Source organism: Microbispora sp. CA-135349 (genome assembly GCF_050947365.1).
GTDB lineage: Bacteria > Actinomycetota > Actinomycetes > Streptosporangiales > Streptosporangiaceae > Microbispora.
The window spans coordinates 2316501-2322500 of the sequence record NZ_CP192001.1 but is presented as its reverse complement, the minus strand read 5'-3'; the positions used below and the strand labels follow the sequence as shown (position 1 = coordinate 2322500).

The window sequence follows — 6000 nt, the reverse complement described above, 5'->3', positions numbered from 1 at the left end:
CGTCTTCGGCCTCATCTGTTCGGTCCTGGACGTCACCGCGTTGTACGTGCTGAGCGTTCCGCTGCCGCTGCTGTGGGGAGTGCTCGCCCTCATCACGAACTACATCCCGAACATCGGGTTCGTCCTGGGCCTCATTCCGCCGGCGCTGCTCGGGCTGCTGGAGGGCGGCCCCAAGACCATGCTGCTGGTGATCGTGGCGTACATCGCGATCAACGTGGTCATCCAGTCGTTCATTCAGCCGAAGTTCCTGGGTGACGCCGTGGGGATGTCCACCACGGCCACGTTCCTCTCGCTGATCGTCTGGGCGTGGGTGCTCGGCCCGCTCGGCGCGCTGCTGGCGATCCCGCTGAGCCTGCTGGCCCGCGCCCTGCTGGTCGACAGCGATCCGGACGCCACCTGGGCCGCGGCGCTCATCTCCGGCCGGTTGCCGGAACGCGCCCCCGCGTCACGCCCCGAACCACAGCCGAAACAGTCCGAACAGTCCGAGCGCCGGTGAGGCTCTCCGGCCGTACCGCACAGGGGAACCCCGACGGCCATGGGTGACATTCGGGACGAGGCGTGGCCAGGGCCGCCGGGTCGGCCCTCGACACGGGACGTTTCGCGCGGTGAGGCGCGGCGCTCCGGCTTAGGGTCGGATCATGCGGCGATGGGACGACGACGAGCGGTTCACCGGGATCGCGGACGCCTCGGCGATGGAGCCGCAGGTCTCCGCCCTGCTCGAAGCGATGACGCGGGACGGGTGGGTGACGGAGCTGCCCGAGGCGCACCTGCTCCCCCATCTGCGCCGGGCATGCGGGTCGGAGTGGCTGCTGACCGGTGAACGCCTGCTCACCGACGGGGTCTACGAGGTGACGGTTTCGCTGGCGGGCGACAGGGAGGGCGTCCATGTGCACCGGGACGTGATCCGGCTGCTGTCGGCGATCGCCGAGAGCGTCTTCTTCGTACGGCAGGCCGCGCCCGGCGTGTTCGAGTGCGTGACCGGGATGCTCGACGGCGACTCCGGCTACGCGAGCCACGGCCACATGGTCCGCCTCATCGTCACCTGAGCGCCCCTGTCCCCAACGGAAGGGGCGCGGGCTCAGGTGGCGGGAACGGTCTCCTTCTCCCCCGGAACCGGTGCCGGTGCGGTCTCCGCGAGCCTGCGCCGCCACGGGATGGCCGCGATCAGCAGGGGGAACAGCACCAGCGAGCTGATCGCCCAGGGCGCGTGCAGCTCGCCCCATTCGGTCCCGCGAAACTGGGTGAGCACGATGTATCCGATCGCCGCCCAGAGCGAGCTCCCGAGGATCGCCGGCCAGGCCCAGCGGGTGGGCCGGGCGACCAGGAACGGCATGAACCACAGCAGATACTGCGCGCCGAGACGCGGCGTGAAGATCATGAAGGACAGCAGGATCGCGATCGTGACGTCGACCGGGTCGGCCCTGCGCCACCAGATCAGACAGGCGACGATCGCGGCGTAAATCATGTACTGGCCGATCCTCGCCGGGGTGGGGTCGAGGTTCCAGTTGCCGCCGCTGACCAGGGCCGTCCAGCCCCAGTCGCCCGTGATCGGGCGGACGTCGCTGGGCCGCAGACCGATGGTGTTGAGCACCTCGGGCAACTGCCGCCACTCGGTCCAGCCGCCGATGGGCAGCGTCAGCAGGAAGAAGACCGGCGAGACGCCGGTGGCGACCAGCGTGGCCAGGCGGCTGCGCAGCCCCGGCAGGAACATCAGCAGAGCCGGCACGAGGATCACCGGCCAGCTCTTCGCGCAGAGCGCGAGCCCCATGAGCAGCCCGGCCCACACCGCCCGGCCCGTCGCCGCGCGGTCCTCGTCCGACGGACGGACGATGCGCCGCACGATCTCGCCCGGCGTCATCCAGGGGAGCGGCAGGTCACGGTTCGCGAGCCGCAGACGGGCCCACGGCAGCGGCGCCGGCCGCCGCCAGTCGCCGGGGCCGCGTGCCACGACGTACGCCGCGACTCCGAAGACCAGGGAGACCGGCTCGACCTGACCGTGCACCGAGGCGACGAGGATGGCGAGGGGGTTGCAGGCGTACTGGAAGGCGCGCAGCTTCTCGGTTCGCCCCCCGGCCAGCTTGCCGACCAGCGGGATCAGCACGACGTCGGACACGACGGTGACGATGCGACCGGCGTACTCCCATGGGATGCCCAGCCACAGCAGCAGGCCGTACATGTACGGGACCGTCGGGAGGAAGTGCCATCCGCCGTTGCTCTCGAGCACCGGATCGCGGTGATCCAGGATCGCCACGCCGGCGGGCTGGAAGCTGTTGACGTAGTCGACCGGCTGCCACTGGGTGTCCCGGGCCGACAAGACCATGATCAGCACGCGTACGGCGATGCCGAGCGTGAGCGTGACGGCCAGGGACGGCCGCCAGCCCTTCCACTGGGCGACGAGCGCGAGCACGACGCCGGCGACGAGAACGATGCTGGTGGGGATCGCGTATTCCATGACGATGCCAAGCCTGCCCGACGAACGGCAAAACCGGCGACTCGATCGAGCATTCGGCCGACCGGCCGTCGCGGTCCGTTACGTTTCGGGGTATTGTGACCACGGAGCGTTATATTCAGGAGACTTCGATGAAAATTCGCCTGTGGATCACCCTTGCCGTGGCCGTGATCGTCGGGATGCTGATCGGCCTGCTCGCCCCGACGCACGGGGGCGACCGGTCCGGCGGGTAGGGGGGTCGTCCCCGCCGGACCGGCCGCCTGCTCAGCACCGCCGCACGCTCAGCGGACGCCGTATGCGGGCGTTCGCGCGGAAACGGCACGGAAACGGCGAGGGATCCGGCCCGGCGAGCCGTGCCGGATCCCTCTGGCCGTCGCCGGATCAGAAGCCCGCGGTGATCCTGGTGAAGTCCCAGTCGTTCTGCGCGATGCCGCTGCAGTTCGACACCACGCCGCCGCCGGGGCAGCCGCGGTCGCGGTTGACCGACCAGAAGGCGAGCCGGCCCAGGCCCTTCGACTTGGCCCAGTCGCGGATCTGTGTCCAGGTGGCTACGGAAGTCAGCTCCTGCTGGTCGGACAGGCCGTTCATGCCCGAGATGCCCATGTGCGCGTACGCCTGGGCGTCGCTCCAGCCCCAGGCCGCCTTGAGCGCGTTCTTCAGGCCCTCGGACGCGTTGACCGTGTTCTGGTACATGTTCGCGCCGCCGCCGAAGTCGAACGGCATGATCGTGTAGTTGTCGATGGCGACGCCGAGCGCCTTCGACTGGTTGATCAGCCGGGTGCCCCACCAGCTCGGGCCGGTCGTGCTGGTGCCGAAGGTGACGACGACCTTGACGTTCGGGTTGTTCTGCTTGACGATCTTCAGTCCGCCGAGGATGCGGTCCTGGACGGCCTCGTTCTCGAACTCGTCGGTGTTCTCGATGTCGAAGTCGACCGCGGCCGGGTTGTAGGCGTTGATGACCTGCTGGACGGCCGAGGCGAAGGCGGACGAGCTGGAGCAGTTGGGGCCGAGCTTGTTGCCCTGCCAGCCGCCGAAGGAGATCTGGACGTTTCCGCCGGCGGCCTTGATCTGCGAGATCGCCGTGGCGTCGGGGCTGCCGGACAACGGGCGGGAGCCGTCCCACGCCGGGGTGCAGCCGCCGCCGGAGAGCATGAAGGCCATCGTGAACTGCCTGACCCCGGTGGCGTTCATGACCGTGGCCGGGTTCGGCGGGTTGCCCCAGCCCTCGTACAGATAGGGCGCGCCGGGGAGCTTGCCGCCGCTCGTGGGGCAGCCCGTGGTCGTGCCGGTCGCCGAGCCGCTCGCCGCCGACTCGCCGTTCGAGTTGTACGCCTTGACCGTGTAGGTGTGGGTGGTGCAGGTGCCGAGGCCGGAGATCGTGGCGCTGGTGCCGCCGACGGTCGCCTTGACCGAGGTTCCCTCATAGACGCGATACCCGGTCACCGTGCCGCTGGACGCGGACCAGGACAGCGAGATCGACGAGTTCGTGGTGCCGGTGACGCCGGGGTTGCCCGGTTTGCCCGGCGCGCCCGACGGAGGCGTCGGCGACGGGCTCGGGTTGCCTCCGCCGCTGACCGGCTTCCACAGCGCCGGGACGATCGGCGGCTCCCAGCCGGTCAGGGACGTGTGCGCCTGGATGCACTCGTAGTCGGTGCCGTTGTAGGTCACCCGGGCGCCGACGGCGTACCAGGTGTTCGGGGCCCAGGCCGGGTAGGCCAGCATGACCACGGTGTTCGGGGCCGCGGAGGCGGACGCGGCCGTTCCCGCGACCAGCCCGGCGACGGCCAGGAGGATGGAGGCGAGCAGGGCGACCAGCGCCCTGACGCGCCGGTCCGTACCGAAGCGAAGCTGCATTCTTCCTCGCAAAGGTGGGTTGGGGGGTGAGTGGGGGGTCGAGGAGGTGTCAGCCCGTGAAGGCCTTGAGGATGTTCGTGAACTCGTAGGCGGACTGGGAGACGCCGCTGCAGGTGGGCGAGAGGGTGCCGTTCGGGCAGCCGCCGTTGTCCCGGCCCACCGACCAGAAGCCGATCCGTCCCACGTGGTTGGCCTGTGCGTACGACAGGAGCGTGCGGGCGTCGGCCTGGTAGGTCACCTGGCCCGTGTCGTTCTTCCCGATCATCGGGGTGAGGCCGAGCATCCGCTTGATCTGCGCGTCGGTCCTCGACGGCCAGATCTGCTTCATCTGGGCCACAGTGGCGTTCGCCGCGCCGACCATCGCGGCGCCCCAGGCACCGGAGTAGCCGAAGTCCATCAGCATCGGGTTGACCAGGACGTTCAGGCCCCTGGCCGCCGCGTCCTGGAGGATCTGCACCGAGAACGGGTCGACGCCGTAGTCCTGGCCCTGCACCCGCAGCGTGTAGCTGATCACGGTGCCCCGCTCGGCCTGCAACTGCCTGAGCGCCGTGTTGACCTTGGCGGCGTCGATGGACGCCTCGACGTCCACGTCGAGGTAGTTGGTGCCGACCGTGTCCAGCACCTTCTTGTACGCCGCGAGCAGCGCCGCCGAGGTGCCGCAGGTGTGCTCCAGGTAGGGCCCCACGGCGCCTCCGGTGGCCACGATCACCTGACCGCCCCTGGCCTGCAGGGCCTTGACGTCGCCGACGATCCGGGCGTCGCCGATCGGGATCGTGCCGCCCCAGGCCGGGGTGCAGCCCGTGCTGTCCCCCAGCGCGAAGGCGAGGGTGTAGTTCTTCACCCCCGTCGCGGTGTACGCGCTCACCAGCGACGGCGTGGTCATCGTGACGTCGACGTACGGCGCGAAGGTGATGGCGCCCGGGCCGGGCGGCGGTCCGGAGGGTGACGGGCTCGCGCTCGGCGAGGGTGAGGGTGAAGGCGACCGCGACGGACTGGCCGAGGCCGACGGGGACGGCGAGGGGGACGGCGAGGGCGTGGTGCCCGGTCCGTCGAGGACGAGGTCGTCCGCGTAGTAGGCGCCCTGGCCGTACCATCCGTTGACGTAGACCGTCACGCTCGTCGTGGCGGATCCGGTGGTGAAGGACGTGGCCAGGCGCGACCACGCCGACCCCGGCGATGCCCACGTCTGGACCTCGACCGCGGCGCCGGTCGCGCCGAGGAACACGTAGTCGCCCCGCACCCAGGCCGACAACGCGTACGTCGTGGACGGTTTCACCGCGATCGTCTGCCGGCACCGGGCGTAGTCGTTGCCGGTCGGCGTCGCCGACAGCGCCTTCGACCCGCCGTGCACCGGACTTGACACCACCTGCGCCGTCGGTGCGCACGTCCAGCCCGTCAGGCCCGACTCGAAGCCCGGGTTGGCGGCGATGTTCGCGGCCCGGGCCGTTCCGGTGAAGCCCCCGGTGAGCAGGGCGGCGCAGGCGAGGGACGCCGCCGTGCCGATGCCGATGAGCTTTCTCATGCGCGCCGTCCCGGGTGCGCGGCGAAGATCGCCGGGTACGCGCGGCGCCGATTCGTGATCTGCATGGTCACAACCTCTGTGGGGGGTGAACGGGAGGTTGGTGGATCTCCGTACGACCGGCGCCTGACGGAGGCGGCCGATCGGACGACACCGGCCGTACGGAAGCCGGGAGCGC

Annotated in this window: 5 protein-coding genes (1 of these 5 cut by a window edge); 2 read left to right on the top strand and 3 right to left on the bottom strand. The window is 70.3% G+C overall.

Translation table 11 applies throughout. The features are described from left to right. Together ACQPZZ_RS11095 and ACQPZZ_RS11090 are read left to right on the top strand one after the other, a co-directional pair. A protein-coding gene (locus tag ACQPZZ_RS11095; protein WP_363647208.1) for an AI-2E family transporter crosses the window boundary here: on the top strand, positions 1-496 show its end. The gene continues 602 nt to the left of window position 1, outside the view; 496 of the gene's 1098 nt are visible here — the last part of the coding sequence; its start codon lies off the left edge, out of view; it ends in the stop codon at positions 494-496. Between the two features lie 142 nt (positions 497-638). Then, on the top strand, positions 639-1046 hold the full coding sequence (locus tag ACQPZZ_RS11090) for a hypothetical protein (protein WP_432931315.1): 408 nt from the start codon (positions 639-641) through the stop codon (positions 1044-1046). A 32-nt stretch (positions 1047-1078) separates the two neighbouring features. On the opposite strand, the gene ACQPZZ_RS11085 is transcribed toward ACQPZZ_RS11090, so the two are convergent. The 3 genes from ACQPZZ_RS11085 to ACQPZZ_RS11075 all read right to left on the bottom strand — a co-directional run bounded on the left by ACQPZZ_RS11085 (position 1079) and on the right by ACQPZZ_RS11075 (position 5825). Next, a complete protein-coding gene (locus ACQPZZ_RS11085; protein WP_432931313.1) occupies positions 1079-2452 on the bottom strand; it encodes a glycosyltransferase 87 family protein in 1374 nt (457 codons plus the stop codon). 378 nt (positions 2453-2830) lie between these two features. Beyond that, a complete protein-coding gene (locus ACQPZZ_RS11080; RefSeq protein WP_432931311.1) occupies positions 2831-4303 on the bottom strand; it encodes a carbohydrate-binding protein in 1473 nt (490 codons plus the stop codon). Between the two features lie 49 nt (positions 4304-4352). Then, entirely contained in the window at positions 4353-5825 is a 1473-nt protein-coding gene (locus ACQPZZ_RS11075; RefSeq protein ID WP_432931309.1) for a carbohydrate binding domain-containing protein, read from the bottom strand. Between the last annotated feature and the right edge of the window lie 175 nt (positions 5826-6000).

Excerpts from the sequence above, each read along its gene's own strand:
- ACQPZZ_RS11085 (WP_432931313.1), bottom strand. The coding sequence starts at position 2,452 with ATGGAATACGCGATCCCCACCAGCATCGTTCTCGTCGCCGGCGTCGTG.
- ACQPZZ_RS11075 (WP_432931309.1), bottom strand. The coding sequence starts at position 5,825 with ATGAGAAAGCTCATCGGCATCGGCACGGCGGCGTCCCTCGCCTGCGCC.
- ACQPZZ_RS11080 (WP_432931311.1), bottom strand. The coding sequence starts at position 4,303 with ATGCAGCTTCGCTTCGGTACGGACCGGCGCGTCAGGGCGCTGGTCGCC.
- ACQPZZ_RS11090 (WP_432931315.1), top strand. The coding sequence starts at position 639 with ATGCGGCGATGGGACGACGACGAGCGGTTCACCGGGATCGCGGACGCC.